Raw genomic sequence first — 22,885 nt, 5'->3', positions numbered from 1 at the left:
GACCTGCGGGTCATCGGGAGCATCGGTCACTCCTGCGGAACGCGCACGCGCAGGCCGCCGGGCAGCACCCGCGCCTTGAACGCCGTGGCGGTGCCGAAACCGTCGCCGTCGAGTTCGATCTCCTCGGGGTGGCTGAGCTTCACGGTGATCTGGCGGCCCTTGACGTAGTTGAGGGCCTCGACCTCCTTGGTCATCATGCGCCGGCCGAGCGGCGTGCGGCGCAGCACGCCGTTCTCCCACAAGACCTTGACGACGATCTGCACCCAGTGTACGAAGCCCTCCGGGCGCAGCATCAGCATCTCGAACTGCCCGTCGTCGATGACGGCCTCCGGCAGCAGCAGCACGTTGGCGGTGAGGGTACCGGTGTTGCCCACGATCACGGTGTGCGCGCGCACCGACTTGGTGGGGCCGCCGTCGAGGCTGTAGCGCAGGCGCAACTGGTTGCGGTCACGCAGGGCCGTGATGATCGCGCCCACATAGGCGAGCCAGCCGATCTTGGCCTTGAGCTCGTCGTTGGTGCTGGCGAGCATCTTGGCGTCCAGGCCCAGGCCGGCCATCACGAGGAACGCGTGCTTGCTGACGCTGTCGTCCTCGTGCCGGATCTCGATCCGGGCGATGTCGACCTTGCGGTCCTTGCCGCTGAAGGCCGTGCCGATCGAGTGTTCGAGGTCGTCGAGCGTGAGGTTGAGGTTGCGGGCCAGGAGGTTACCGGTGCCGGACGGCAGCAGGGCCAACGCCGCGTCACTGCCGTGCACGACCTCGGCCACCGCACGCACGGTGCCGTCGCCGCCGGCGGCGATCACCATGGTGGCGCCGGCATCGATCGCGGCCTGGGCTGCGCCCTGCCCCGGGTCTTCCTTGGAGGTTTCGAACCAGAGGGTCTCCCCCCAGCCGGCCTTGGCCTCTTCGGCGGCGACGGCGCGTTTGATGTCGTCGAGGTTCACCTTGATGGGGTTGTAAACCACGGCGGCCAGTCCGGCTGCGCTCTCCCGGGCGGGCGCGGCATCCGCGGTCGCGGTCTTGTCGTCGATCGGGTCGTCGGTCGGAATGTCGGTCGGGATGTCGGACGGTGTCGACATGCGCGCTCTCCTCAGGCAGATGAGCGGATGATTCCGCTCGGGTGAATCCCGCGGCAGCCGGCAGGCTCAGCGTGCGGGTGCACCAACGCTACACGCCTCGCTTGGGAAGGGTTCTGTGAGCCGCGCCGCGCCTGGCACCCGATCGCTGGGATGATGGAGGGGTGACTGCTGCCTCCCAGACTCCGCTGCCGGCCTCTACCCGCTCGCGGCGGGCCTCCCGGTTGGCCTGGCCCGCCTTCGGCATCGCCCTGCTGGTGATCCTCATCGACCAGGCCTCCAAGTGGTGGGCCGAGGCCGAACTCGCCGATGGCAGGGTCATTCCGGTGATCGGGGACATCATCCGTTTTGTGCTCGTCTACAACCCCGGCGCCGCATTCTCGATCGGCTCCGACTTCACCTGGGTGTTCGCGGTGCTCGCCGCCGGCGCCGTGGTGTGGATCACCATGCTCACCTGGCGGGTCGAGTCCCGCGGCTGGATGGTCGCCCTCGGCCTGCTGCTCGGCGGTGCCACCACCCACCTCGGTGACCGGCTCTTCCGCGAGCCCGGCTTCGCCCGCGGCCACGTGGTGGACTTCATCGGCTACGGCAACCTGTTCATCGGCAACGTCGCCGACATCGCGATCTTCGCCGGCGCAATCATGCTGGCGATCCTCACCGTGATGGGCGTGCACCTGCGCCGCCCGGATGCGGAGCCCGCCGAGGCCGGCGCCGCTGCCTCCACCAGTTCCTCCACACCGGAGGACCCCGACACCAGGCTGTAAGTCGACCCGGGCGATGCTACCGTCTGAGGCATGGACACGATGATGCTCGAAGGGGTGACCTTGCTGGCCGACGACGTGGCCGGCATGGCCGACTTCTACGAGCATGCGCTCGGGTTCGAGGTGACCGTGCGAGAGCCGGACTACGTGGCGCTCGGCGGCCCCATCGGGGTGCGGCTCGCCATCTTCCGGCGCGCCGGCATGGGAGCGCACACCCACGACCATCCGTCGTTCGTGGCGCCGCGAAGCGGCCAGGCCGTGGAGCTGAACTTCCAGTGCGGCACCCCGAACCAGGTGCGCACCCGGTTCGCCGAGCTCGTCGAGCGTGGAGCGGTGGCCATCGCCGCACCAGCGGAGCGCGACTGGGGGCACCTGACCGGCTTCTTCGCCGACCCCGAGGGCAACATCCATTCACTGTTCGCGGTGCTGCCAGCCTGACGCCGTTTCCGCGGCCGCGCCGCCGCCACCCCTAGGCTGGGCCCATGCGCTTCGGACTCTTCATTCCCCAAGGCTGGCGTCACGACCTCGTCGGCATCGACCCCGCCCAGCAGTGGGCCACCATGAGCGGCCTCGCCGCGCACGCGGATGCCGGCGCTTGGGAATCGATCTGGGTGTACGACCACTTCCACACGGTTCCGGTGCCCAGCGAGGAGGCCACCCACGAGGCGTGGACCCTGATGAGCGCCTTCGCCGCCACCACCAGTCGGGTGCGGCTCGGCCAGATGTGCACCTGCATGAGCTACCGCAACCCCGCGTACCTGGCCAAGGTGGCCTCCACGATCGACATCATCTCCGGCGGCCGCGTCGAGATGGGCATCGGCGCCGGCTGGTACGAGCACGAGTGGCGTGCATACGGTTACGGCTTCCCGCGTGCCGGCGAACGCCTCTCCCGTCTCGATGAGGGTGTGCAGATCATGCAGCAGGCCTGGACCACCGGCACCGCCACCCTCGACGGCGAGCACTACCAGGTGGACGGCGCCATCGTGCGGCCGTTGCCGCTGCAGGAGGGCGGCATCCCGATCTGGATCGCCGGCGGCGGCGAGAAGGTCACCCTGCGCATCGCGGCGCAGTACGCGAACTACACCAACTTCGACGGCACCCCAGAGGGCTTCACGCACAAGAGCGACCTGCTGCGCGAGCACTGCGCCACCCTCGGCACCGACTTCGACGCCATCGTGCGCTCGGCCAACTACAACACCGTGATCGGCCGCGACGAGGCCGAGGTCACCGAACGGCTGGATGCCATCGAGGCCCGGGTCACCCCGTATCTCGGCGTCGACGGCGCGGCGAGCTTCATGGCCGAGTACCGCAGCGGCGAGGCGCAGGGCGTGGGCACGCCCGAGCAGATCGTGGAGCGCCTGAACGACATGAAGCAGCGCGGCCTCGGCTACGCGATCCACTACTTCCCCGAGGCGGCCTACGACAGGTCCGGCCTGGAGCTGTTCGAGCGCGAGGTCATGCCGGCCCTGCTGTAGCGCTCGCCCGTCGCCCGCCCGCCCCTTCTCGGTGTCGGGCGGCGACGGATGCGATAATCGAACAGGTCGCGACAGCCTGCCAGGGCTGGTTCCGACCGAGAGTCCCGCGTGCACGACTCGGGCGGATACGAAACCCAGCGGCACAAGATCGGACACCATGTCCAGCACGAACACCCCCGACGGCGCCCAGAGCACCGAATCGGGAAGCATCAACACCCCCGCAGACATCCACTGGCGTGACGGCGACACCGAGCACACCGCCCGCTGGCACTCCGAGGGCGGCTGGCCGGCCCCCAAGCGTGTGGTCGTCGTCGACGACACCCTCACCGCGGATGCCGCGTACAGGCTGGCGAAGTCCGGCACCGGCCTGCTCTGGCAGGGCGACTTCCAGAACGCCCGGCAGTTGCTCACGGCGATGGCCCGTCGCGTTGACCGGCACCGACGCACTCCCAGCGACTCGCTCAAGGCCGCGTTCGAGGTGGGCCGCACCGAGGCCATGCGCCGCGCCCGGCTGTTGGGCCTGGTGCTCGTCTCCCTCGACGCCGACCACACCCTGAGCCTCCGCCGCGCCCCCGACGTGCGTCAGGCCTGCGATGAGGCGTACGGCCCCAGCACCACCGCGTCGGTCACCTCGCTCCGCGAACTGCTCGGCGTGATCGGCGCGCACGAGTGGCGCGTCAAGGGTGTGCCGGTCGCGGCGCTCGGCGCGAGCATCCACCCGCACTACGGCGTCTTCTCGCCGGTCCGCGGCGAATACCTCGACCTCGTCGCCACCGCTCCGCTGCCCGCGACAGGGTCGGCGTTCGACATCGGCACCGGCTCCGGCGTCATCGCCGCGATCCTGGCCCGCCGCGGCATCGACAAAGTGGTGGCCACCGACACGTCGGCGCGCGCGCTGGCCTGCGCCGGAGAGAACCTGAAACGCCTGGGCCTGGGCGACCGGGTCGACGTTCTCGACGCCGATCTGTTCCCGGCGGGTCGGGCCGACCTTGTGGTCTGCAACCCGCCCTGGCTGCCGGCCTCGGCCGCGACGAGCACCGACGCCGCCGTCTACGACCCCGACAGCAGCATGTTGCGCGGTTTCCTGGCCGGGCTCGCCGGGCACCTCACCGATGGCGGCGAGGGCTGGCTGATCCTCTCCAACCTGGCCGAGCTGCTCGGGTTGCGCTCCCGCGGCGCGCTGCTCGACCTCATCGACGACGCCGGCCTCACGGTGATCGCGCGCCTCGACACCCGCCCCACCCATCACAAGGTCGCCGACACGACCGACCCCCTGCATGCGGCCAGGGCCGCCGAGGTCACCTCGCTCTGGCGGTTGCGCCGGGCCTGATCCGCTCAACCCCACCGGCCGCCGGGCCCGACCGCGTCCTAGCCTGGCGGGCTCGACGTCTCAGTTTTTCCCATCATCCGCCACCTGGCCCACGGCCAGACGCCGTCCATCTCCACCTCGAGCGAGAAGCTCAGCAGCACCCGGATGATCACAATCGCCCCGAGCACCAGCACGCTCTCCACCGTGGGTTCCACCACGATGGTGCGGATGATGTCGGCCACGATCAGCACCTCCAGGCCCAGCAGAATGGCCCGGCCAAGCTCCCGGCGCATGGTCTGGTACGCCGTCGCCCGGGTGTCCGCGCGCAGCATCCGCGGGATGCCGGCTACCAGCGCCGCCAGCCCGCCGAACACCATGATGGCCGCACCCACCACCTCGACCACTCGCACGGCCGCCTCGACCACTGCCTCGAACGTCATCCGCGCATCTCCCGCCGTCACCGTTGGCGCGAAGATACTCCCTCAACAGGCTCGACCGGCAGCAGCACAGGCGGAGAAAGTCCCGAAACGCCGTCTGCGCGGGGAGCTCGGCCGGCGTTTCGGCGAAAAATTCCGCCTTTACGTCACCGGCCGTAGGCTGATCGACACCGCAGCGCACCACACAGTCAACCAGCAGGGATCCCGATGACCACACCCCGCCGTCCCGCCGGAACGGATGCGAGCGCGCACCCCCGCCTGCAGCGGAAGGTCGTTCGGGTGCTCATCCTCGGCCAGATCCTCGGTGGCATCGGCATGGGTGCCACGCTCTCGCTCGGCGCCCTGCTCGCCGCCCAGCTCTCCGGCTCGAACGCCTGGTCGGGCATGGCCGCCACGATGAGCACGCTGGGCGCGGCCCTGGTGGCCGTGCCGCTTGCCCGACTGGCCCAGGCCAGCGGCCGGCGCCGGTCCCTCGCCACCGGCGCCGGGATCGCCGGCGTCGGTGCCATCCTGGCCATCACATCCGTCGCGCTGGACACCTTCCCGCTGCTGCTGCTCGCCCTGATGCTGCTGGGCGCGGGCTCGGCCACCAACCTGCAGGCCCGGTTCGCCGCCACCGACCTGGCCGGCGCCACCACTCGCGCCCGCGACCTCTCGATCGTGGTGTGGTCGACCACCATCGGCGCGGTCCTCGGCCCCAACCTGTTCGGTCCCGGCGAGGTCGTCGGCGCGCAGCTCGGCCTGCCGCCGCTGACCGGGGCATTCGCCTTCTCCCTCGCCGCTCAGGTCGGTGCCGCCCTGGTCTACACGATCGGGCTCCGCCCCGACCCGCTGCTCACCGCCCTGTCGGTGCGCGAGGCGCGGCCGACAAGCACCCGGCAGCACGGCGGCCTGGCCATCGTGCGCTCCAACCCGCTGGCCCGTTATGCCGTGGTGGTCATCGCCCTCAGCCACGCCACCATGGTGGCGCTGATGTCGATGGCCCCGGTGCATCTCTCCGAGCATGGCGCCTCACTCACCATCGTGGGCCTCACCATCAGCCTGCACGTGGCCGGTATGTACGCGCTGTCGCCGCTGTTCGGCGCCCTGGCCGACCGGCTGGGCCGGGTGCCGGTGATCCTGGCCGGCCAGGCCCTGCTGTTGGCCGCGCTCGTGCTGTTCTGGCTCGCCGGCGAGAACGCCACCGCCATGACAGTCGGGCTGATCCTGCTCGGGCTCGGCTGGTCGGCATCCGTCGTGGCCGGCTCGGCGCTGATCACGGAGGCCGTGGGGGTGCACGACAGGTCGGCGCTACAGGGTTTCTCCGACCTGTCGATGAACGCCGCCGGCGCCCTCGGCGGGGCGCTCGCCGGTCCGGTCCTGCTGCTGGTGGGCTACTCGGGCCTCGGCGTCGCCGCCATGGCCCTTGTCGCGGTGGTGGTGGCCTGGTCGCTGCTGCGTCGCCCGGCACTCACGCTCAGTTGAGGCACTCACCGGTCGCTTACTAGGACAAAGTTCGTTTAATAGGATGCTTTGCCCGATTCGGTCCTAATAGACGCACTACTTCCTAATAAAACGGTGCGATTGCCTCCTGGGCACCCACCACGCCGGCTACACGCTGGTGACGTCCTCCACCTCACCGACGAGCTCCTCGATGATGTCCTCGAGGAACAGCACCCCGGTGGCGACCCCGCTCGTGTCGAACGAACACGCCACGTGCGAGCCGGTGCGGCGCATGGCCGCGAGGGCGTCCTCGAGGTCGCTGTCTCGCAGCACTGTCACCAGCTTGCGCACCCGCTTGACGGGCACCGGCTGCGCGAAGGCGTCCGGTCCGGTGAGGTCCATCACGTCCTTGAGGTGCAGGTAGCCGGCGGGCAACCCGGCCCCGTCGGTGAGGATGTAGCGGGAGAAACCGTGCTCGGCCACCGCCCGTTGCAGGTCCGCCGGCGACGCATGCTCGGGCAGGAATACGATGCCGGACAGTGGCACCTCCACGTCCAGGACCCGCTTGGTGGTGAACTCGAACGCCGCCGAGAGCGTGCCGGAGGCATCCATCAGCATGCCCTCACGGGTGGACTGCCGCACGATGCCGGCGACCTCGTCGAGGGTGAACGCGCTGGTGGCTTCGTCCTTGGGGGTCACCCTGAACAGCCGCAGCACCCCGTTCGCCAGCCAGTTCAGGCTGAAGATCACCGGTTTGAACACCGTGGCCACGAACACCAGCGGCGGCGCCAGGATCAGCGCGGCACGGTCGGGCACCGAGAACGAGATGTTCTTGGGCACCATCTCGCCCAGCACCACGTGCAGGAAGGTGACCAGGCCCAGCGCCACCGCGAACGCGATCACACCGATGGCCTCCGCGGGGAGCGACGTGAGGCCCAGCGGGATCTCGAGCAGGTGGTGGATCGCCGGTTCGGACACGTTGAGGATCACCAGCGAGCACACCGTGATGCCCAACTGTGAGGTCGCCAGCATGAGCGTGGCGTGTTCCATGGCCCACAGGGTGGTCTTGGCGGCCTTGCTGCCCTGCGCGGCCAACGGCTCGATCTGCGAGCGTCGGGCCGAGATCACGGCGAACTCGGCGCCGACGAAGAAGGCGTTGACGGCCAGCAGCACAACGAGCCAGAGCAGCCCGGGAAGGTACTCACTCATGGGTCGGCCTCCCTCCACTAACAGCGGTCACCGGGTCGAGGTCCGCCGTGGTTGCGGTGGGGGTGAGACGGATGCGCGAGACGCGGGCACCGTCCATCCGCTCGACCCGCAGGGTGCCCACGTCGATGGGCACGGTGTCGCCCAGCTCGGGCATCCGGTCGAGCCGGTCGGTCACGAATCCGGCGATGGTGTCGTAGTCGCCGTCCTCGGGCACGGCGACGCCGATCCGCTCGAGCAGTTCGTCGGGGCGGAGGCCCGCGTCGAAGACGATGGAGCGGCCGGTGCGCACGATGCCGGGCTTGGCCCTGTCGTGCTCATCCTCGAGTTCGCCGACGAGTTCCTCCACGAGGTCCTCCAGAGTGACGATGCCGGCGGTGCCGCCGTACTCGTCGGACACCACGGCGATCTGCAGGCCCTGCTGGCGCAGGGTGCCGAGCAGCCGGTCGACGCCCATCGACTCCGGTACCCGCAGGGCGGGCAGCATGAGCTCGTCGGCGCGCACCAGGGTGCGGCGACCCAGAGCCACCGCGAATGCCTGCTTGACGTGCAGCACGCCCAAGATGTCGTCGGTGTCCCGGCCGATCACCGGAAACCTGGAGAAGCCGGTGGCGCTGGCCAAGGTCACGACGTTCTCGGCGGTGTCGCCGGCCTGCACCGACGACATCTGCACCCGCGGGGTCATCACGTCGGCGGCCGAGAGCTCGGAGAACCGCAGCGTGCGGCCCAGCATTTCGGCGTGGTCGGCGTCCAGCAGCCCCTCCAGGGCCGACCGGCGCACCAGGAAGCCGAGCTCCTCGGCGCTGCGCGCGCCGGAGAGTTCCTCCTTGGGCTCGATGCCGACCAGGCGGATGAGGGCGTTGGCGGTGTTGTTGAACAGCAGGATCACGGGCTTGAACACCGCCGTGAACGCGGCCTGCATCGGCACGACGAACTTGGCCGTGGCCAGGGGAACGGCCAGGGCGAAGTTCTTGGGCACGAGCTCGCCGATCACCATGGAGAACAGGGTGGCCAGCGAGATGCCGATCACGGTGCCGAGCACGGGCACGACGCCCTCCGGCACCCCGAGGTCCGTCATCGGGCCGTGTAACAGCGAGCTGATGGCCGGCTCGAAGGTGTATCCGGTGAGCAGGGTCGTCAGCGTGATGCCCAGCTGTGCGCTGGAGAGGTGCGTCGAGGTGATCCGCAAGGCCTTGATGGTGGGGCCGAGACGTCTCTCGCCGCGGGCCGCTCGGGCCTCGAGCTCATTGCGGTCGAGTGTGACGAGGGCGAACTCGGCGGCGACGAACACGCCGGTGCCGAACGTCAGGATGAGCCCGAGGCCCAGCATGATCCATTCGTTCACGAGGTGGCTCCCTGTGCCCGGAAGTTCTGTGTCCGAAAAGCTTCGGGGCGGGCAGGGAGCAAGGGTTTATGCGTGGGAGGGTCATCCATAGTCACCCGAGCCTAGGGCCGCTCCCTGTACAAACGCACAGGATCACCCCACCGGCAGCCAGCCCTCCATCCGCTTCTGCGCCAGGGACGTGCCCAGCTCGCTCCTGCTCTCGGGGTTCTTCCAGTAATAGGTCAACGCCGAGTAGAGCAGGCGCGGGTTGGCGCCGAGAATCCCGGTGTTCAGATCGACCGTCGAGCCGTCGAACTCGACCCGCAGCACGGGGATGTGCGGTTTGCGTGGATCGTCCGCGTTCGTGAACACCGCCCGGATCGAGGTGACCGAGTCCCACGGAACGTCGGCGTCGCCGCCGGCGAAGCGGAAGGCTATGCCGGATTCTCCGATGCCCGCACCGTGCAGGTGCGGCCAGCCGGTGCGTTTGCTGTACGAGAGAACCGACATGATCGCGATCCAGCCGAAGTACAGCGCGCCCACCAGCAAACCGGCCAGCGGAATGAGGGTGTAGACGACCTCATCCCCGGCCAGCTCGAGGGTGCCGAAGAATCCCCAGACGCAGACCAGGGCTATGGCGGCGCAGCCGGCCACCGGCCGCCACGGCACGGGCCGGAGCTTGGCGAAGTAGGTCCACTGGTCCGGCGGCGGGGTCGACGACGTGGCGAACGCGAACGCATTGACGAGTTGCAGAGGTTTGCGGGAGGCGGCGCCGGTCAGCCAGTCCGCGGGCACCTCGTAGGTCTGGGTCACATCTGCGACGCTATCGAGTTCTCGGTTCGAGTGTGCGGATGCCGAATCACCGGCCGGGTCTGGTGGATAAAACCTTGCACCGTTAGGTTTGTTCCTGCAGAAGAATCACGCACTTACTTCCAAAGGAGCACGTATGTCCAGCACACCCTCGGTCCAGCTCTACACCGTGAGGGATGCCATCTCCGCAGACCTCCAGGGGGCCATCGCCCGCGTCGCCGACATCGGCTTCACCAAGGTGGAGCCGTACGCGTTCGTCGATCGCGCGGATGAGTTCGAGAAGGCGTTCGCGGCATCCGGCATCTCGGCGCCGTCCGGACACGCACCCGTCATCGATTCCGACGACCCGGCCCGCACCTTCGACGCCGCCGCACAGCTCGGCATCGGCACGGTCATCGACCCGTTCATCCCGAGCGATCGGTGGCAGACCGCTGACGACGCCGCCAGGATCGCCGACCGGGTGAACGAGCTCCAGGTGCAGGCGGCCGCTGTCGGCCTGGGCTTCGGCTACCACAACCACCAGTGGGAGTTCGCGAACAAGGTCGACGGCCGCAGCATCTACGAGCTGTTCCTCGACGGCCTCTCCCCCGACGTGGTCCTCGAACTCGACACCTACTGGTCGACCGTCGGAGGCGCGGACACCCCGGAGCTGCTACGCCGCCTGGGCGACCGGGTGCAGTTCCTGCACATCAAGGACGGCCCGGTCCAGGGCGACATCGTCACGACGCTGCCCGGCAGCGACAGTGCCCTGAACGTGTCCGATGCGCTCGTCACCGCCTTCAGCAGCCAGCTGCCGGCCGGCAGCGGCGACGTCGGAGTCGCCGCCATCCTCGAGGCCGCGCCGCACGCCCTGCGCGTGGTGGAGTTCGACGGCTACGCGGGTGATGTCTTCGAGGGCATCGCGGCGTCGTTCGCCTGGCTCGCGGAGAACGACAAGTGAGCCGCACCGGACGCGTCGGCGTCGGTGTCATCGGCGCCGGCGTCATCAGCGGCACCTACCTGGAGAACATGACGGCGTTCGCCGACCTCGACGTGCTGTTTGTCGCTGACCTCGACCTCGATCGCGCCCAGGCTCAGGCCGAGGCCTACGGGGTGCCCGGACACGGGTCCGTCGAGGACCTGCTGGCCAGGGACGACATCGAAATCGTCGTGAACCTCACCATCCCCGCCGTGCACACCGCGGTGGGTGAGCGCATCATCGCCGCCGGCAAGCACGCCTGGAGCGAGAAGCCTCTCGCCCTTGACCACGACTCCGGCGCGGCACTGCTCGCCGCGGCGGACGCCGCGGGACTCCGCGTCGCCTGCGCGCCGGACACCGTGCTGGGTGCGGGCATCCAGACCGCCATGCGGGCCATCAACCGCGGCGACATCGGCGAGCCGCTGACGGCAACCACGATGTTCCACGTTCCCGGCCCCGACGCCTGGCACCCGAACCCCGAGTTCCTGTTCGCGTACGGCGCCGGGCCGCTCTTCGACATGGGTCCGTACTACGTCACGACGCTGGTGCATGCGTTCGGCGCCGCCAGCCGGGTCGGCGCGGTGTCGTCCAAGTCCAGTGCGGTCCGCACCATCGGCAGCGGGCCCCGCGCGGGCACCGAGTTCCCGGTGGAAGTGCCGACCCATCACGCGGCGGTCATCTCGTTCGCGGGCGGCCAGTCCGCGCAGTCCACCTTCAGCTTCCAGAACGCCCTGCCGCGGATGGGTTTCGTAGAAATCAGCGGCACCGAGGGCACCCTGGTGCTGCCGGACCCGAACACCTTCGAGGGTGATTCCACGCTGTGGCGGTTCGGCCACGAGGAGCCGAGCATTGTCCCGGCGGTGGGCTCCACCTACGGTCGCGGCTCTGGCGTGCTCGACCTGGCCCGCTCCATCCGTGCCGGTGTGCCCGAGCGCGCCAGCGGTGCTGTCGCCGCGCACGTCCTCGATGTGCTGCTGGCCGTCTCCGACGCCGCCGAGACCGGTCAGAGCGTCGACGTGGCGTCGAGCGTTGCCCGGCCGACGCCGCTGCCCGAGGACTGGGATCCCGCGGCGGCCACCCTGTAGCCGCTCCTCCCTCAGGCCGGGGAACCGTTCGCCGCCGGCGGGCGGTTCCCCGTGCGGGCCAGGGCTATCACGGCCTCGACGTGTGCGCCCATGTCGCGGCTGTCGTCGAACATCCACTGCACCTGCATACCGTCGCTGACCGCCATCAGGATCGACGCCAACATCTCAGGGTCGACCGAGTCGTCGAGCCGCCCGGATGCCTGCATGCGGCGCAGCCCGGCCGTGATCGTGCTGCGCGAGTGCGCGTAGCGTTCCCGAAAGTACTCGTGCGCCGGATGCTCTGGGTCGGTCGCCGCCGCGGCGGACAGGTTGGCGAACATCTGCACGAGCCCGGGCACCTCGGCGTTGTGCCGGATCAGGGCCGCGAAGGTGGCCGCCGGGTCCGGGTCCTCGGGATCCTTCGACGCGTCGATCTCGTCCCTGGTGCGGAGGATGGCCACCCAAAGGTCATCCTTCGACTCGAAGTAGTGCAACAGGCCGGCCTGGGTGAGCCCGACCGCGGCGGCGATGTCCCGTACCGAGGTCTGACGGAAGCCCTGCCGCGCCACGAGCGCCAGGGCGGTCTCCAGGATCTCGGCGCGCTTCGCAACGCCTTTCGGGTATCTGCCCAGGGTGGCCATGGTGCAAGGCTAGCGAGGTTCCGCGAACCGTGAGATAAGCACCGAAAATCCCCGGATTCCGGGGCTGAAGCCCGCCGCCGCCAGGATGGCCGCCTCGACCCAGAGCGCCCACCAGTAGGCCCCTTGGCCGCCGTGCCGGAGAATGGGAGGACCACGAGAGGGGCGGCATGTCGAAGAAGAAGCGAGCAGAACAACTTCGGGCGATCGCAGCGCACGTCCTGACGGCTCCGATCCTGCTCGAGGGGGATGCCGACGAGCTCCTCACCGTGCTGCGCGCCGGCGCGCGAGCGGCGGGAATCCCGGTGACCGACCACGCACTGGCGGCGCGCCCGGCCCGCGTGGTCGTGCTGGCCATCGACCGGGACGCCCGGCGATCCTCGCTCGTGAAGGCCGCCACGCTGCTTCGCGAGCTGGAGGACCACATCGCACCGGACGCCGTGCGGATCGTCGTGGTGCAGAGCGCCAGATCCAGGCTCGCTCCCCCGAAGCTGCAGCGCCTGGTCGCTTCGGAAATCCTGTTCCATGTCGCCCTCGCGCTCTCGAATGTCGTGCCGGGCCAGAAGGAGCGCACCCTCCGGCAGCGGTTCGGCCTCACCACCCTGGACGCGGCAGGCTTCCGGATCCTGCGCTTCGGCTAGCCGCCCCCGGGATATTGCCAAGTGAGGGTTACCTAACTTAGAGTGAGTCGGGATGACTACTCTCACCGCCAGTCCGGCCCGTCCCGTGCGTCCCCAGATCACTCTTCACGTTGTGCGCCGCGAACAACTGAGCCCTCATCTGGTGCGCATCGTCCTCTCCGGCGAGCAGTTCGACAGGTTCGTGACCAACGACTCGACCGACAAATACGTGAAGATCCACTTCGCAAAGCGGGAGCTCGGTCTCACGCCGCCTTTCGATATCACGGCCCTGCGGGAGATCCTCCCTCCGGAAGACCTTCCGGTGACCCGCACCTACACAGTGCGCCAGGTGGACCTCGACGCACGCACTCTCGCGATCGACTTCGTCGTGCACGGCACCGAGGGTCTGGCCGGTCCGTGGGCCGACGCGGCGCAACCGGGTGACCTGCTCTCGTTCTCCGGCCCCGGCGGCGGCTACGCCCCCGACCCCGGTTCGGCCTGGCACCTGTTCGCCGGCGACCAGTCCGCGCTGCCCGCCATCGCGGCCGCGCTGGAGTCGTTGCCGGCCACGGCAGCGGGACTGGCCTTCATCCAAGTGGCCAGCGCGAGCGAAATCCTGGAGCTGACCGCGCCCGGTGCGGTGCAGATCCGATGGCTGTTCGGCACCGACCCGGCGCAGCTGTCTGCCGCGGTGGACGCAGCCAGCTGGCTGCCCGGCCGGCCGCAGATCTTCGCGCACGGCGAGCGCTCGGCGATGAAGGCACTGCGCGATGTCTTCACGGCGCGTGGCGTGCAGAGATCCGAGCTCTCCCTATCGGGGTATTGGGCGCAGGGCCGCACCGAAGACAGGTTCCAGGCCGAGAAGCGTGAACCCATCGGCGTGATCCTGCCCGTCTCCTAGCGACACCCGCCGGCGAAACGGGGCTTGCACCACGACGTCCTCGAACATATGCTGTCTTGAAGACAGTAAAAGCTTGAGGATGTGAAAGGACGTGCCACTGTGCCCCCCGAGGCCGACGCCGCATCACGAGGAACGTCCGCTCAGCCGTACCGTCATGAACAACTCGGGGCACTGCTCGAGGTCTTCTCGGTCTGGTCCTCCGCAACCTTCATCCGGGGACTGGCGGTCGAGGCCGGCGTTGATCTGGACGCCACCTCGATCGTGGCCGTCACGGTTCTGGCCCGCGACGGCGAACAGCGCGCATCCGCCCTCGCCTCCCGCCTGCGCGTGGGTGCCTCCGCGATCTCCAAGCTCAGCAACCGGCTCACCGCGCACGGCCTGATCGAGAAGCGTCAGGACCCCGACGATTCCCGGGCCACGCTGGTGCGGCTGACGCCCGCAGGAACAGCCGCCACGACGGCGCTGACCCGGGCCTGCGACGCGATGATGGCCGACCTGATGCGTCAGTGGTCAGACGACGACCGCGACGACTTCGACCGACTCCTCCGCCGATTCCGAGATGACGCGCTCGCGTACGCCATCAGTGTTGAGGCACCGACACCTGAACCCACCACCGACCAGAAAGTAGATCAATCATGACCCGCACCTACCTCGTGACCGGCGCCGCCAGCGGCATCGGCAAGGCCACCGCCGCGCTCCTTCGCTCCAGGGGCCACAACGTCATCGGCGCCGACCTCAAGGACTCCGACATCAACGCCGACCTGTCCACGGTGCAGGGACGCGAGCACCTGATCCACGCTGCCGAGGAACTCTCCGGCGGCGTGCTGGACGGCGTCATCGCCGTCGCCGGTCTCAGCCACCCGATCCCGGTCACCGCCGCGGTCAACTACTACGGCACCGTCGCAACCCTGGAGGGCCTCCGTCCGCTGCTGACCCGGTCCCCCGCCCCGCGCGCCGTGGCCGTCGCCTCGATGGCATCGCTGCAACCCTTCGATGAGGAGCTGGTGCGACTCCTGCTGGAAGGCACCGAACAGGATGCCCTGGCCCGCGCCGCCGAACTCGCCACGACCCCGGCGACCGGGCACCAGATCTACTCGTCCAGCAAGCGGGCCCTGGCCCGGTGGCTGCGCACGACCGCACCCACCGCCGAGTGGGCGGGCGCCGGGATTCCACTCAACGCGATCGCGCCGGGTGTCGTTCTCACCCCGATGACGACCGAGTTGGTCGCCACCCCCGAGGGCCGGGCAAAGCTGAACGAACAGGTGCCGATGCCGCTCAACGGGCCCTTTGACGCCGACGTCGCCGCGAAGCTGCTCGTCTGGCTCGCCGACGAGGAGAACTCGCACCTGTGCGGCCAGGTCATCTTCATCGACGGCGGCTACGACGCCGTCCTGCGCGGCGACAGCACCTGGTAACCCCGATGCAACTCGACAAGAAGAGCGTCATCGTCACCGGTGGGGCCTCCGGCATCGGCGGCGCCATCACCCGCACCTTCGTGGAACGGTGCCAGCGTCGTCGTGGTGGATCTCGCCCGGGAGGCCGGGGAAGCCCTGGCCGCCGAGCTCGGCGACACCGTGGTGTTCCTGCAGGGCGACGTGTCCGATCCTGCCGTTGCCGAGCGGGCCGTCGGCGCAGCCGTGGATCGCTTCGGCGGGCTGCACGGACTGGTGAACAACGCGCACGCCTCGCGCCAGGCGCCCTTCCTCGAGCTCACCGAGCAGATGTGGGACCTCTCCTTTTCCACCGGGCTGCGCGCCACCATCAACTTCATGCGCGCCGCCTACCCGGAACTGAAGAAGACCACGGGATCGGTGGTGAACTTCGGCTCCGGCGCCGGCCTGGACGGTCAGCCCACCCAGGCCGCGTACGCGGCGGCGAAGGAAGCCATCCGGGGCCTCAGCCGCGTCGTCTCGAACGAATGGGCACCAGACGGCATCCGGGTCAACGTGGTGTGCCCCATGGCGATGACCGAGGGTGTGCAGGCCTGGTCACAGGCGTTCCCCGAGCTGTACCAGTCGACCCTGGCCAAGATCCCCCTCGGTCGTTTCGGGGACCCGGGTACCGATGTCGCCCCCGCGGTCGCCTTCCTGGTTTCTGACGACTCGAATTACATCACCGGGCAGACGCTCATGGTCGACGGTGGGACCATCAAGCTGCACTGAGGCGACAGTGCTGCGTCGACGCGGACGGCGTCAATGGCACGGCGGCGCCGTCCTGGCTAGGGGCCTACCGCGGTGCGGGGTCTTCTGTCACTCTGGGCGCCATGAGCATCCGAGCCCGAGTGGTGGTGGGGGTCTATCCAGGTCAGGCCGACGGCGTCGTGCTGCAGGCCGCGGTGTTCGCCGCGCGGTTCGACGCCGAGCTGGTGTGCGCCTGGGTGGACCCCGGCCGGCATCCGCGGGCCGACCACGCCGACGCGCCCACGCCGGGTAACGGCGCGGGCGTCGACCCGTACCTCACCGCCCACCTGACCCGGATCCTGGGCGGCCACGACATCGAGTGGAGCACCCGCCAGCTCTCCGGCGACCCGGCCAGGGCGCTCGGGCAGCTCGCCGAGACGCTCCGGGCCGTGATGATCGTGGTCGGCACCAGGGACGGCACCGTGCGCGGCAGCCTGCAGGAGTTCTTCGCGGGTTCGATCGCGATGCACCTGGCGCACCGGCAGCACCGTCCCGTCGTCGTCGTCCCCCTGTCGCCGGTGTCGTTCGACGATGACGTGCCGTGGGAGTCCGAGTGAGCGGTGTACCCTTTTGCGTGGTGATGGATCCCACCTGAGCACCCGCTCGAACCGCCGACTGCGCTGATGGTTCCGGCCGACGAGACTGGTGGGTGACGGTGACGAGCTGGCCGAGCGGTGCTTCACTCGTCCTGCTCCGCCACGGCCAGAGCACCGCGAACGCCGCCGGCCTCTTCACCGGCATCCTCGACCCCGAGCTGTCACCGTCCGGCGCCGACGAGGCGCTGGCCGCCGCCGACCTGCTCACGGCGCACGACCTGGTCCCGGATGCCGTCCTCGTCTCCCCGCTGCAGCGCGCCAGGCAGACCAGTGCCATCGTGGCCACCGCGCTGGATTTGCCGGCCGACGCTGTCCACACCGACTGGCGTTTGAACGAACGCAACTACGGCGCCCTCACCGGACGGTACAAGGACGATGTGCGCGCCGAGGTCGGCGAGGCCCAGTTCCTGGCCTGGCGCCGCTCGGTCGACACCGCGCCGCCGGCCATGTCCGACGAGCAGCTTGGCGGCTTCGCCGACACGGCCCTGTTCCGTGGCCTGCCCGCCCGGGCGCTCACCCGCAGCGAGTCGTTACGTGACGTGATGGCCCGGGTGGCCGAGATCCATACCGAGCGGGTGCTGCCGCTCCTGGCGGATGAGCGCACCGTGCTGGTCGTGGCGCACGGCAACTCCCTCCGCGCGTATTGCGCCGTGCTCGAGACCCTCGACAAATCGGCCATCCACCGACTCAATCTGCCCACCGGGCATCCGCTGGTCTACCAGGCCGGCGGCCGGCGGTACCTCGACGCCCCACGTGCCGAGGCGGCCGCGCTCGCCCTCACCCTCGACGGCGGCACCTGATGGCAGTCCCGACCGGCGCGTCGCGCCCCGTACACCTGCGCTGGCCGCACCTCGCCCTCGTCTTCGCCGGCGGCACCGTCGGCACCGCGCTGCGCGAGCTCTTGGCGATCTCGGTGCCGCCGGTCGCGGGGGTGGCTGTCGTGATCGTGGGCATCAACATCGTCGGCGCCTTCGTGCTCGGGCTGCTGCTGGAGACCCTGGCCCGCCGCGGCCCAGACGAAGGCCGACGCCGGCAGCTGCGGCTGCTGCTGGGCACCGGCGTGCTCGGCGGCTTCACCACCTACAGCGCCCTGGCCACCGACACCGGCCTGTTGCTGGCCGACAGTCGACTCGGCGCCGCCCTACTCTACGCGCTGGGCACGGTTCTGATCGGCGCGGTCGCCTCGTGGGCCGGGATCGGCGCGGCCGGGGCGCTGCACGGCCGGCGGCCGAATCGTAGCGGGACGGCGGCCCGATGACCCCGCTGCTCTTTGTCGCCGTGGCGCTGGCCGGCGGTCTCGGCGCGACCCTGCGGCTGGTCCTCGACGGCGTCGTGAAGTCCAGGGTGCGCACCACGCTGCCGGTCGGCACCCTGCTCATCAACGTGGTCGGCTCCCTGCTGCTGGGACTCATCACCGGCCTCACCCTGGCGCTGTGGTTGCCGGAGGCCTGGCACCTGGTACTCGGCGGCGGCCTGCTGGGCGGTTTCACCACCTTCAGCACCGCCAGCTACGAGACCGTGCGGCTGGCGCAGGACCGGCGGTCCCTTCCGGCGCTCGTCAACGGGCTCGGGATGCTCGCGCTCGCGGTGGGCTGCGCCTTCCTGGGCCTCTGGCTGGGCCTGGGCGGGTAGCCCAGCGCGAGGTCAGATCGACTCGTTGTGCCTGGCCACCGCATCGGTCACCCAGGAGAGCTCGTCGACGAAACGACCGAGCAACCGGGCCAACTCGGTGCGGTCCTCTTCAGTCCACTTGCCGACCAGGGTTCCGTACACGTCCTGGGCGAGCTGGCGGTGCCGGGCGATAGCGGTACGCCCCTCTTCCGTCGCGGTGATGAGCACGCCCCGCCGATCGGTCGGATCGGATCGCCGACTCACCAGTCCGGATTTCTCCAGCCGCCGGATCTCGGTGGTCATGGTGGACTTGTCCACCGCCATCCAGCCCGCGAGCTTCGACATCCGCAGCGGCCCGGCGACGACGACGCGTTCCAGCAACCAGGAGTCCGTGCTGGAGAGGGCGGCACCGCTCGAATCGTGCAGCATCCGTTTATTGTCGGCGCGCGTCGACCAGCGAAGGATGGTCGACAGGGCCGATTCCAGAGCCTCACCGACCGTTGGAGCGGTTTCCCGGCTGTACACCATGGCTGAAAGTTTCCTGACTTTTCGGAGGCTGTGCGAATAGTTGGACGGATCCAACTAACATAGTGGAGCTACCTTACCTTTCGGTTGGGATGCGAATGGTTGGGCGACCCCAACTTAATCACACCACTACCCCCGCGGAGAACACCACCCATGGACATACCCGGCTACGTCTGGCTCCTCACGATCCTCGGCATCGTCGCCCTGCTCACCTTCGACTTCTTCTTCCACGTGCGCAAGGCTCACGAGCCGACCCTCCCCGAGGCCGCCAAGTGGTCCGCCATCTATGTGGGCATCGCGATCGCCTTCGGACTCGGTGTTCTCTTCTTCGGCGGCGGCACGCTCGGTACCGAGTACTTCGCGGGCTACATCACCGAGAAGGCGCTGTCGGTCGACAACCTCTTCGTCTTCCTCATCATCATGGCCAGCTTCAAGGTGCCTCGCGCCGACCAGCAGAAGGTGCTCCTCTTCGGCATCGTCTTCGCGCTGATCGCCCGCACCGGGTTCATCTTCCTCGGCGCGGCGCTGATCAACTCGTTCGCCTGGCTGTTCTACCTGTTCGGCGCATTCCTCATCTACACCGCGGTCAAGCTGCTGAAGCCCGAAGCCGAGAGCGACGAGGCCGACAACTTCATCATCCGGCTGGCGAAGCGCCTGTTCCACACCACCGAGCGGTACGACGGCGACAAGCTCTTCACCAGGGAGAACGGCAAGAAGGTCATGACGCCGATGCTTCTCGTCATGGTCGCCATCGGTGGCACCGACCTCCTGTTCGCGCTGGACTCCGTGCCCGCGATCTTCGGCCTCACCCAGAACGTCTACATCGTCTTCACCGCGACGGCGTTCTCGCTCATGGGCCTCCGCCAGCTCTACTTCCTCATCGACGGCCTGCTCGACCGCCTGATCTACCTCAGCTACGGCCTGGCCGCGATCCTCGGCTTCATCGGCATCAAGCTCGTGCTGCACGCCCTGCACGAGAACACGCTGCCGTTCATCAACGGCGGCGAGCACGTCCCGGTCTTCGAGATCAGCACCGGCGTCTCGCTCGCCGTGATCATCGGTGTTCTCACGGTCACAGTCATCGCTTCGCTCGTCAGCCCGGCCGGCCGCGCGCACAGCGCGATCGCGCTCAGCAAGGCTTCGGCCAAGAAGTACCTGACCGGCGACTTCAGCGGCAAGGGTGAGACGCGCGACGAAACCTACGCTCTCGTCGTCGCCCACGAACGCGCCCTGGGCCTGCTCACCCCCAAGCACCGGGCTCGTGCCGCCGAAGACGAAGAGCTGCAGGCGCTGCTGGCCGAGGCGCACAACGCCCACGCCGGCGTCGCGAAGTAGCACCACCCACGGAGCGGGCGGCGATGCGCGCGGCTGTCGCCGCTTCGCCGCCCGCTCCGTACAGGATTTTCCGTGCCGGTGGCCTCTAGACTGGGCGCGCACTGGCGCTGACCAACACAAAACGTCATACGAAGGAGTACACAATGGGTTTGAGCTTGTCAAAGGGCCAGTCGCTCTCGCTGACCAAGGCGGATGGCGGCAGCCTCTCGAAGGTCCGCATGGGCCTCGGCTGGGACAGCGCCGCCCCCGTCAAGCGCGGCCTGTTCGGTCGCGGCAAGGCCGCAGAGGTCGACCTCGACGCCTCGGCGATCTTCTTCGACGCCGCCGGCAAGGTCCTCGACACCGTCTGGTTCCAGCAGCTCAGCAGCAAGGACGGCTCGACCCGCCACACCGGCGACAACCTGACCGGGGCCGGCGATGGCGATGACGAAACCATCCTCGTCGACCTCGCCCAGGTGTCCGCGGCGGTCTCGCAGATCGTGTTCGTCATCAGCAGCTACAGCCAGCAGACCTTCGACCTCGTCGAGAACGCGTTCAGCCGCCTCGTCGACGACTCGTCCGCCGGCACCCCTGAGGTCGCCCGCTACCAGCTGACCGACAGCGGCCCGCACACCGCCATGATCATGTCGAAGGTCTCCCGCGACGGCACCGGCTGGACCTTCAAGGCCATCGGCGAGCGCGCCACCGGCCGTTCGGCCATGGACCTGCTCACCGCGGCAGCGAAGGTCCTCTAACCGCGCCACCGCACGGCCGTTCACCCACCCCATACACACAAGGAGAAAATTCCCATGGCAGGTCTGACACTCGCAAAAGGCAACAACCTCTCGCTGACCAAGGTCAGCCCCGGACTCACCGTCGCGACTGTCGGCCTGGGTTGGGACCCGCGCACCACCAGCGGCGAAGCCTTCGACCTGGACGCCTCCGCGCTCCTCATCGGCGACAACGGCAAGGTGCGTTCCTCCGCCGACTTCATCTTCTACAACCAGCCTTCCTCGGCAGACAAGTCGGTTGTGCACCTCGGTGACAACCGGTCGGGAGCCGGGGACGGCGACGACGAGCAGATCAACATCGACCTGCGTCAGGTGGCCAGCGACGTCTCCCGCGTGGTGATCGTGGTCTCGATCGACCAGGCCGACGCACGCCGCCAGAACTTCGGCCAGGTGCGCGGGGCGTACTGCCGCATCGTCGACCAGGACGATCAGGAGATCGTGCGGTTCGACCTGAGCGAGGACGCGGCACCCGAGACCGCCATGCTGTTCGCCGAGGTCTACCGCAACGGCACCGACTGGAAGTTCAAGGCCGTCGGCCAGGGCTACACCACCGGACTCGCGGGCATCGCCACCGACTTCGGCATCTCCCTCGACTAACCGGCCCACGCTCGTCGCCGCCCGCCGCACCAGAATCAGACAGGACCACGCATGAGTTCACCCCTCTCTCCCCCGGACGCCTCCGAGCTGGCCCTGGTGCTGAAAGCGCCGGATGCACCGGACATCGTGGTGGCGGACGACGCGCCCGGGATGGTGCCGGTTCCGGCCGAGCGGCAGCAGGAGATCGCCCGTCAGGCGCGGGAGTTCGTGGCGGATGTCTCGTCCCTGGATCCGCGGACCCCCGAGTTCAGCGCGAAGATCGAGGGCATCTCCGGCCTCGCGAGCGCCGAGATGGTGCAGTCCAGCGGCTACTCCACCCGCATGCTCGAGCGCTCGTCGACTTCGGTCGCCGGCGCCAAGCGCACCGGCAACAGCGCGCAGATCACCGTGGCGAACACTCTCGGTGAGCTGCGCTCGACCGTTGAGGACCTCACGCCCAACGACGCCGACCTCGGAATGGGACGCAAGATCCTGGGCTTCATCCCCGGCGGGAACAAGCTGGCGAAGTACTTCCAGAAGTACGAGTCAGCCCAGACCCAGCTCGACGCGATCATCAAGTCGCTGATGAGCGGGCAGGACGAACTCCTCAAGGACAACGCGTCGCTGGCCGGTGAGAAGGTGCAGCTCTGGGAGACCATGCAGACGCTGAGCGAGTACGCGGTCTTCGCCAAGGCCCTGGACAACGCCACCGTCGAGAAGATCGACGCCTCGCGGTCGGCCGGTCGCATCGACGAAGCACAGAAGCTCGAAGCCGACGTGCTCTTCCCGATCCGCCAGCGGCACCAGGACATCCTCACCCAGCTCGCCGTGTCGGTGCAGGGCTACCTGGCGATGGATCTGATCCGCAAGAACAACCTGGAACTCATCAAGGGTGTCGACCGGGCGCGCACGACGACCATCGCGGCGCTCCGCACGGCCGTCATCGTGGCGCAGGCCCTGGCCAACCAGAAGATGGTGCTCGACCAGATCGACGCGATCAACACCACCACCAACAACATGATCCTCAAGACCAGCGAGATGCTCAAGGACCAGACCGTGCGCATCCACGAGCAGGCGTCGAACTCCGGAGTGAGCGTCGAGACGCTGCAGAAGGCCTTCGACAACGTGTTCGCCACCATGGACGCGATCGACACCTTCCGCGCCGCTGCCGCCAAAAACATGGAGGGCACGGTCTCGGCCCTCGAAACCGGACTGCAGAAGGCGAAGCCCTACCTGGAACGCAGCAAGCAGGGGGAACAGCGCGAGCTACGCTAGACAATCGGGCAACGTA

Annotated in this window: 27 protein-coding genes; 20 read left to right on the top strand and 7 right to left on the bottom strand. The window is 68.8% G+C overall.

Annotation, left to right across the window (positions count from 1 at the left end):
* Nucleotides 1–26: 26 nt before the first annotated feature.
* Nucleotides 27–1,079, bottom strand: a complete 1,053-nt coding sequence (locus E3O57_RS16290) for a diacylglycerol kinase family protein (RefSeq protein WP_103479877.1) — start codon at nucleotides 1,077–1,079, stop codon at nucleotides 27–29.
* Between the two features lie 161 nt (nucleotides 1,080–1,240).
* On the opposite strand from E3O57_RS16290, the gene E3O57_RS16285 reads away from it, so the two are divergent.
* From E3O57_RS16285 to E3O57_RS16270, 4 genes are all read left to right on the top strand, one after another.
* Complete coding sequence (locus E3O57_RS16285; protein WP_240632286.1) at nucleotides 1,241–1,840, top strand: signal peptidase II; 600 nt, start codon at nucleotides 1,241–1,243, stop codon at nucleotides 1,838–1,840.
* Between the two features lie 30 nt (nucleotides 1,841–1,870).
* Nucleotides 1,871–2,275, top strand: coding sequence for a VOC family protein (locus tag E3O57_RS16280; protein WP_088457502.1), 405 nt, complete (start codon nucleotides 1,871–1,873; stop codon nucleotides 2,273–2,275).
* Between the two features lie 44 nt (nucleotides 2,276–2,319).
* Entirely contained in the window at nucleotides 2,320–3,312 is a 993-nt protein-coding gene (locus E3O57_RS16275) for an LLM class F420-dependent oxidoreductase (RefSeq protein WP_103479878.1), read from the top strand.
* 157 nt (nucleotides 3,313–3,469) lie between these two features.
* Complete coding sequence (locus E3O57_RS16270) at nucleotides 3,470–4,642, top strand: class I SAM-dependent methyltransferase (protein WP_088457504.1); 1,173 nt, start codon at nucleotides 3,470–3,472, stop codon at nucleotides 4,640–4,642.
* A 38-nt stretch (nucleotides 4,643–4,680) separates the two neighbouring features.
* On the opposite strand, the gene E3O57_RS16265 is transcribed toward E3O57_RS16270, so the two are convergent.
* Nucleotides 4,681–5,061, bottom strand: a complete 381-nt coding sequence (locus E3O57_RS16265; protein WP_088457505.1) for a DUF1622 domain-containing protein — start codon at nucleotides 5,059–5,061, stop codon at nucleotides 4,681–4,683.
* A gap of 204 nt (nucleotides 5,062–5,265) precedes the next feature.
* Here E3O57_RS16265 and E3O57_RS16260 point away from each other — a divergent pair, with 204 nt between their 5' ends.
* Nucleotides 5,266–6,522, top strand: coding sequence for an MFS transporter (locus E3O57_RS16260; RefSeq protein ID WP_103479879.1), 1,257 nt, complete (start codon nucleotides 5,266–5,268; stop codon nucleotides 6,520–6,522).
* Nucleotides 6,523–6,648: 126 nt separating this feature from the next.
* On the opposite strand, the gene E3O57_RS16255 is transcribed toward E3O57_RS16260, so the two are convergent.
* The 3 genes from E3O57_RS16255 to E3O57_RS16245 form a co-directional block, all read right to left on the bottom strand.
* Complete coding sequence (locus E3O57_RS16255) at nucleotides 6,649–7,689, bottom strand: hemolysin family protein (RefSeq protein ID WP_103461239.1); 1,041 nt, start codon at nucleotides 7,687–7,689, stop codon at nucleotides 6,649–6,651.
* Complete coding sequence (locus tag E3O57_RS16250) at nucleotides 7,682–9,031, bottom strand: hemolysin family protein (RefSeq protein ID WP_103479880.1); 1,350 nt, start codon at nucleotides 9,029–9,031, stop codon at nucleotides 7,682–7,684. Before E3O57_RS16250 ends, E3O57_RS16255 begins: the two co-directional genes overlap by 8 nt.
* Nucleotides 9,032–9,163: 132 nt before the next feature.
* Nucleotides 9,164–9,823, bottom strand: a complete 660-nt coding sequence (locus E3O57_RS16245; RefSeq protein WP_103479881.1) for a hypothetical protein — start codon at nucleotides 9,821–9,823, stop codon at nucleotides 9,164–9,166.
* Between the two features lie 133 nt (nucleotides 9,824–9,956).
* On the opposite strand from E3O57_RS16245, the gene E3O57_RS16240 reads away from it, so the two are divergent.
* Nucleotides 9,957–10,760 (top strand): sugar phosphate isomerase/epimerase, encoded by an 804-nt coding sequence (locus E3O57_RS16240; RefSeq protein ID WP_088457511.1) that lies wholly within the window; start codon nucleotides 9,957–9,959, stop codon nucleotides 10,758–10,760.
* Nucleotides 10,757–11,863 carry a Gfo/Idh/MocA family protein gene (locus E3O57_RS16235; protein WP_103479882.1) on the top strand — a complete coding sequence of 369 codons (1,107 nt, stop codon included), beginning with the start codon at nucleotides 10,757–10,759 and terminating at the stop codon, nucleotides 11,861–11,863. Before E3O57_RS16240 ends, E3O57_RS16235 begins: the two co-directional genes overlap by 4 nt.
* Nucleotides 11,864–11,874: 11 nt before the next feature.
* On the opposite strand, the gene E3O57_RS16230 is transcribed toward E3O57_RS16235, so the two are convergent.
* Nucleotides 11,875–12,483 (bottom strand): TetR/AcrR family transcriptional regulator, encoded by a 609-nt coding sequence (locus tag E3O57_RS16230; RefSeq protein ID WP_103461243.1) that lies wholly within the window; start codon nucleotides 12,481–12,483, stop codon nucleotides 11,875–11,877.
* A gap of 167 nt (nucleotides 12,484–12,650) precedes the next feature.
* Here E3O57_RS16230 and E3O57_RS16225 point away from each other — a divergent pair, with 167 nt between their 5' ends.
* The 9 genes from E3O57_RS16225 to E3O57_RS16185 all read left to right on the top strand — a co-directional run bounded on the left by E3O57_RS16225 (nucleotide 12,651) and on the right by E3O57_RS16185 (nucleotide 18,409).
* Nucleotides 12,651–13,121 (top strand): hypothetical protein, encoded by a 471-nt coding sequence (locus E3O57_RS16225; RefSeq protein WP_103461244.1) that lies wholly within the window; start codon nucleotides 12,651–12,653, stop codon nucleotides 13,119–13,121.
* A gap of 52 nt (nucleotides 13,122–13,173) precedes the next feature.
* Nucleotides 13,174–14,001, top strand: coding sequence for a siderophore-interacting protein (locus E3O57_RS16220; protein WP_103461245.1), 828 nt, complete (start codon nucleotides 13,174–13,176; stop codon nucleotides 13,999–14,001).
* A gap of 99 nt (nucleotides 14,002–14,100) precedes the next feature.
* Entirely contained in the window at nucleotides 14,101–14,640 is a 540-nt protein-coding gene (locus E3O57_RS16215) for a MarR family winged helix-turn-helix transcriptional regulator (RefSeq protein ID WP_165787992.1), read from the top strand.
* Nucleotides 14,637–15,416: an SDR family oxidoreductase gene (locus E3O57_RS16210; protein WP_103461247.1), complete on the top strand. Its 780-nt coding sequence runs from the start codon at nucleotides 14,637–14,639 to the stop codon at nucleotides 15,414–15,416. The genes E3O57_RS16215 and E3O57_RS16210 overlap by 4 nt, the downstream gene beginning before the upstream one ends.
* A 102-nt stretch (nucleotides 15,417–15,518) precedes the next feature.
* Nucleotides 15,519–16,163 (top strand): SDR family NAD(P)-dependent oxidoreductase, encoded by a 645-nt coding sequence (locus E3O57_RS16205; protein WP_241990469.1) that lies wholly within the window; start codon nucleotides 15,519–15,521, stop codon nucleotides 16,161–16,163.
* A 101-nt stretch (nucleotides 16,164–16,264) separates the two neighbouring features.
* Nucleotides 16,265–16,738 carry a universal stress protein gene (locus E3O57_RS16200; RefSeq protein ID WP_103479883.1) on the top strand — a complete coding sequence of 158 codons (474 nt, stop codon included), beginning with the start codon at nucleotides 16,265–16,267 and terminating at the stop codon, nucleotides 16,736–16,738.
* Nucleotides 16,739–16,830: 92 nt separating this feature from the next.
* Complete coding sequence (locus E3O57_RS16195) at nucleotides 16,831–17,577, top strand: 2,3-bisphosphoglycerate-dependent phosphoglycerate mutase (RefSeq protein ID WP_103479884.1); 747 nt, start codon at nucleotides 16,831–16,833, stop codon at nucleotides 17,575–17,577.
* Nucleotides 17,577–18,035, top strand: a complete 459-nt coding sequence (locus E3O57_RS16190; protein ID WP_103461250.1) for a CrcB family protein — start codon at nucleotides 17,577–17,579, stop codon at nucleotides 18,033–18,035. Before E3O57_RS16195 ends, E3O57_RS16190 begins: the two co-directional genes overlap by 1 nt.
* Nucleotides 18,032–18,409, top strand: a complete 378-nt coding sequence (locus tag E3O57_RS16185) for a CrcB family protein (protein WP_103461251.1) — start codon at nucleotides 18,032–18,034, stop codon at nucleotides 18,407–18,409. Before E3O57_RS16190 ends, E3O57_RS16185 begins: the two co-directional genes overlap by 4 nt.
* Nucleotides 18,410–18,421: 12 nt before the next feature.
* On the opposite strand, the gene E3O57_RS16180 is transcribed toward E3O57_RS16185, so the two are convergent.
* The gene (locus tag E3O57_RS16180; protein ID WP_103431394.1) at nucleotides 18,422–18,916 is read right to left on the bottom strand and encodes a MarR family winged helix-turn-helix transcriptional regulator; all 495 of its coding nucleotides are present in this window, start codon (nucleotides 18,914–18,916) and stop codon (nucleotides 18,422–18,424) included.
* A gap of 150 nt (nucleotides 18,917–19,066) precedes the next feature.
* On the opposite strand from E3O57_RS16180, the gene E3O57_RS16175 reads away from it, so the two are divergent.
* The 4 genes from E3O57_RS16175 (at nucleotide 19,067) to E3O57_RS16160 (ending at nucleotide 22,869) form a co-directional block, all read left to right on the top strand.
* Nucleotides 19,067–20,248 (top strand): TerC family protein, encoded by a 1,182-nt coding sequence (locus E3O57_RS16175; RefSeq protein ID WP_103461253.1) that lies wholly within the window; start codon nucleotides 19,067–19,069, stop codon nucleotides 20,246–20,248.
* A 143-nt stretch (nucleotides 20,249–20,391) separates the two neighbouring features.
* Nucleotides 20,392–20,982: a TerD family protein gene (locus tag E3O57_RS16170; RefSeq protein ID WP_088457524.1), complete on the top strand. Its 591-nt coding sequence runs from the start codon at nucleotides 20,392–20,394 to the stop codon at nucleotides 20,980–20,982.
* 54 nt (nucleotides 20,983–21,036) lie between these two features.
* Nucleotides 21,037–21,615, top strand: a complete 579-nt coding sequence (locus E3O57_RS16165; RefSeq protein WP_103461254.1) for a TerD family protein — start codon at nucleotides 21,037–21,039, stop codon at nucleotides 21,613–21,615.
* A 51-nt stretch (nucleotides 21,616–21,666) separates the two neighbouring features.
* Nucleotides 21,667–22,869, top strand: coding sequence for a toxic anion resistance protein (locus tag E3O57_RS16160; RefSeq protein WP_088457526.1), 1,203 nt, complete (start codon nucleotides 21,667–21,669; stop codon nucleotides 22,867–22,869).
* The last annotated feature ends 16 nt before the right edge of the window (nucleotides 22,870–22,885 follow it).

The sequence above is a fragment of the Cryobacterium sp. TMN-39-2 genome (assembly GCF_004402745.1).
In the GTDB taxonomy this organism is placed as follows: domain Bacteria; phylum Actinomycetota; class Actinomycetes; order Actinomycetales; family Microbacteriaceae; genus Cryobacterium; species Cryobacterium zongtaii.
This window is presented reverse-complemented; position numbering and strand designations above follow the sequence as displayed.